We start from the raw sequence: 3,843 nt of genomic DNA, 5'->3' as shown, positions 1-3,843 counted from the left end.
GGGCGGAGGAGCGGCGGGGGTGGTGAGGGTTGCGGTCACCCGCGTGCAGGAAAGCCGGAATGACTTGGTGGGTCCTAAGCAACCCGAAGCTTCGATCTTCTGAAGCGTAAGAACTTAAGTGATCACCGACTGCCACAAGCGGATTTTCTGATCTCTCACTCATCCTGCGGTGCTGCGCAGCAGCCTAGAAAGAGCCCGCCAGGGATCACCGTGACCTCTGGAGATCTCCTTCGAGGCCTACTCTGTGGCACCGCAGGATGAGGGGGAGGTTGGGACGATCAGCAAACATATTCGGCGCGTCGCCGACGTCCTCCTCCAGCGGAGACCGGATCGCCCGTCAGGACTTCCAAGGGTAAGCGGTGAGGAACCGCCCCTGCGTAGCGCTGGCGACTTCCCAAACGCTGCGGAGCGACATGACACGTCGATCCGGTGCTTCCAGGGGGCCTTCGAAGACGCGGCGCGGCAGGCCGAGGGGAACCACCACGGCGCGCCCCGGCCAATGATCGACCGCGTGTCTCACCAGATCACCCGCGAGCCGTTCGGGCTCCTCCGCGGCATAGCCGAAGGCCAGCAGATACTTGGCTTTGGAGGCGCCGTCGGTATGCAGAGGGTTGAGCAGGTAGCTGACGATCTTGGGCCATTCGACGGTCCAGACGATCGCTTCGACGTCGGCGGTCACACCAGGGCGCGCTCGACGAGTCTGATGTCCCCGGGCCGAACCGTCGCAAGCGCGCCGACGGGTGTCGGAAACTCGACCACGTAGGCCTCACCGTCGCGATAGACGCCGACGATGGTTCCCTCCGTGCCCGGTGCCAGCACATCGCCATCGTCGCTGGTCGCAGCCGTCATCAATGCAACCCGGTCGAGATCCCGAAGATCCGACCGCGATGCGTCCTGCCGAAACTGGTAGGCGAATTCCAGCGTCATGGCAGCATGATAGGCGCGCGCCGGGATTGCGCAAGCACCGTTTCCGAAGACCAAGCTGAAGACTATCGGTCTCCCGAGAGCCGGTGTCACTAGTCTTTCCCCCCCGCAGCCTCATCCTGAGGCGCCGAAGCGAAGCAGAGGCCTCGAAGGAGGCCTCCAGCCAGCAACGCAATCCCTGGAGGCCTCCTTCAAGTCTGCTGCGCAGCACCTCAGGATGAGGTTGAGGTTTGGGATCGCACAGTCAGAAACGCAGCTGAGACCCGCGACCCTGCTTTTAATCGCGCAAGACTAAGTAGCTTCGGCCGTCAGGCGACCCGCCGCATCACCAAACTCGCATTCGTCCCACCAAACCCAAACGAGTTCGACAGCACCACGTCCACCTGCTTGCGCTTCGCCTCGAACGGCACGAGGTCGATCTTGGTCTGGACGGAGGGGTTGTCGAGGTTGAGCGTCGGCGGGATCACGCCGTCGCGCAGGACGAGGATCGAAAAGATCGCCTCGACCGAGCCGGCGGCGCCGAGCAGGTGGCCGACCGAGCTCTTGGTGGAGGACATCGTCGCGTTGGCGGCGGCATCCCCCAAAAGACGCTCCACGGCCTTCAGCTCCAGCTCGTCGCCCATGGGCGTCGAGGTGCCGTGGGCATTGATGTAGCCGATCTCGGCGGGCGAGATGCCGGCGCGCTTCACGGCCGCGGTCATGCAGCGGAAGGCGCCGTCGCCGTCCGGGGACGGGGAGGTGATGTGGTAGGCGTCGCCCGAGAGGCCGTAGCCGACCACCTCGGCGTAGATCTTGGCGCCCCGGGCCTTGGCGTGCTCGTACTCCTCGAGCACGACGATGCCGGCGCCCTCGCCCATGAGGAAGCCGTCCCGGTCGCGGTCGTAGGGGCGGGAGGCCTTCTCCGGGGTGTCGTTGAAGCCGGTGGTCAGCGCCCGGCAGGCCGAGAAGCCGGCGATCGACAGGCGGTTGACCGGCGATTCGGCCCCGCCCGCCACCATCACGTCGGCGTCGCCGAGCGCCACCAGGCGGCTCGCGTCGCCGATGGCGTGGGCGCCGGTGGAGCAGGCCGTGACCACGGCGTTGTTCGGGCCCTTGAGCCCGTAGGCGATCGAGACCTGGCCGGAGGCGAGGTTGATGATCCGGCCCGGGATGAAGAACGGCGAGATCCGGCGCGGGCCCTTCTCGTGGAGGGTGATCGCGGCGTCGTAGATGCCGCCGATGCCGCCGATGCCGGAGCCGATCAGCACGCCGGTGGCGCACTGGTCCTCGTGGCTCTTGGGGTGCCAGTTGGCGTCCTTCAGGGCCTCGTCGGCCGCCGCCATCGCGTAGACGATGAACGGATCGACCTTGCGCTGCTCCTTGGGCTCCATCACCGCGTCGGGGTTGAAGGTGCCGTCGGTGCCGTCGCCGAACGGGACCTGCGCGGCGACCCGGCAGGGCAGGTCGGCGGATTCGAAGCCGCGGATCGGGCCGGCGCCGCTGTCGCCCGCGATCAGCCGGCTCCAGGTGTGCTGCACCCCGCTGCCGAGCGGCGTGACCATCCCCAGACCCGTGACCACCACCCGCCGCATGCTACCTGTCCCGTCTCAAGAACCGTCTTGGGACGCGCTCCCCCCGCCGCCATCGACGCCGGCCCGGTGCCGGAGCGCATCTCGAACAACCGATCGCGGCCGGATCGGTGCCACCGAACCGCGAAACGCAGAACGGCGCGGGGGCTGCTTCGCCTCACCCGCGCCGCGTGAAACCGAATCCGGCGCCTCAGGCGGCCGAGTTCTTTTCCAGGAACTTCACCGCGTCGCCGACCGTCTGGATGGTCTCAGCGGCGTCGTCCGGGATCTCGACGTTGAATTCTTCCTCGAAGGCCATGACCAGCTCGACGGTGTCGAGGCTGTCGGCACCGAGGTCGTCGATGAAGTTGGCGCTCTCGACCACCTTCTCGGGCTCGACGCCCAGATGCTCGACGACGATCTTCTTCACGCGCTCAGCGATATCGCTCATCGGTCTTCCGTCCTCGTCCTTTTGGTCTGTCAGTCTTCTCGGGGTGCCGTGGCCGCGCCGCGCCCCTTCGGGCTTGTTGGCGAGCCGGTGTCGATCGCGCGTGTTTCGAGGTGAACTGGGAGGGCCCCGCCGGGGGGCCTTGGACTGAAAACCCGCTGAACCGTCAACCCCCTGTACGGCTGCGGGGCGTGGTAGCACAGGGTTCCCGCCCTGGCGAGAGCCGTTCAGAATCCCTTCATCGGTGTGGCCCGCGCGTGTCTAAGACATCGCTTCGGGCCTAGAACATCGCCATGCCGCCGTTCACGTGCAGGGTGTGGCCGGTGACGTAGGCCGCTTCCGCGGACGACAGGTAGATGCAGGCGGCGGCGACCTCCGCGCCCTCGCCCAGCCGCCCGGCCGGCACCCGGGCGAGGATGCCCTCGCGCTGCTTCTCGTTGAGCGCGTCGGTCATCGGCGAGCTGATGAAGCCCGGCGCGATGCAGTTGACCGTGATCCCGCGCGAGGCGACCTCGGCGGCGAGCGCCTTGGTCATGCCGACCAGGCCGGCCTTGGCGGCGGCGTAGTTGCCCTGGCCGGGATTGCCGGTCGAGCCCACCACCGAGCCGATGTTGACGATCCGTCCGGAGCGGCGGCGCATCATGCCCTTCACCGCCGCGCGCGAGAGCCGGAAGGCCGCGGTGAGGTTGACGGCGAGCACCTGCTCCCACTCGTCGTCCTTCATCCGCATGAACAGGTTGTCCCGGGTGATGCCGGCATTGTTGACCAGGATGTCGAGGGGCCCGATCGCCGCCTCGGCCGCCGGCACCAGGCCCTCCACCGAGTCCTTGTCGGAGAGGTCGGCCGCCACCGGACTCGCCCGCTCGCCGAGTTCCGCGGCCAGGGCCTCCAGCGCCGCGGGCCTCGTGCCGGACAGCGCCACGG

At 67.7% G+C, this 3,843-nt stretch carries 5 protein-coding genes; all 5 read right to left on the bottom strand.

The annotated features are described in order from the left end of the window. Window positions 1-337 precede the first annotated feature (337 nt). A complete protein-coding gene (locus FV228_RS22695; protein WP_147856665.1) occupies window positions 338-679 on the bottom strand; it encodes a DUF6883 domain-containing protein in 342 nt (113 codons plus the stop codon). Continuing rightward, on the bottom strand, window positions 676-927 hold the full coding sequence (locus tag FV228_RS22690) for a DUF4926 domain-containing protein (protein WP_147856664.1): 252 nt from the start codon (window positions 925-927) through the stop codon (window positions 676-678). Before FV228_RS22690 ends, FV228_RS22695 begins: the two co-directional genes overlap by 4 nt. Before the next feature lie 305 nt (window positions 928-1,232). Further along, window positions 1,233-2,495, bottom strand: coding sequence for a beta-ketoacyl-ACP synthase II (gene fabF / locus FV228_RS22680; RefSeq protein ID WP_147856663.1), 1,263 nt, complete (start codon window positions 2,493-2,495; stop codon window positions 1,233-1,235). Window positions 2,496-2,682: 187 nt separating this feature from the next. Continuing rightward, window positions 2,683-2,922 carry an acyl carrier protein gene (locus FV228_RS22675; protein WP_007559070.1) on the bottom strand — a complete coding sequence of 80 codons (240 nt, stop codon included), beginning with the start codon at window positions 2,920-2,922 and terminating at the stop codon, window positions 2,683-2,685. A 277-nt stretch (window positions 2,923-3,199) separates the two neighbouring features. Next, window positions 3,200-3,843 (bottom strand): 3-oxoacyl-ACP reductase FabG (gene fabG, locus FV228_RS22670; RefSeq protein ID WP_147856662.1); only part of this gene is annotated, 644 nt, incomplete at its 5' end.

Source organism: Methylobacterium sp. WL18, from assembly GCF_008040015.1.
Lineage (GTDB): Bacteria > Pseudomonadota > Alphaproteobacteria > Rhizobiales > Beijerinckiaceae > Methylobacterium > Methylobacterium mesophilicum.
This window is presented reverse-complemented; position numbering and strand designations above follow the sequence as displayed.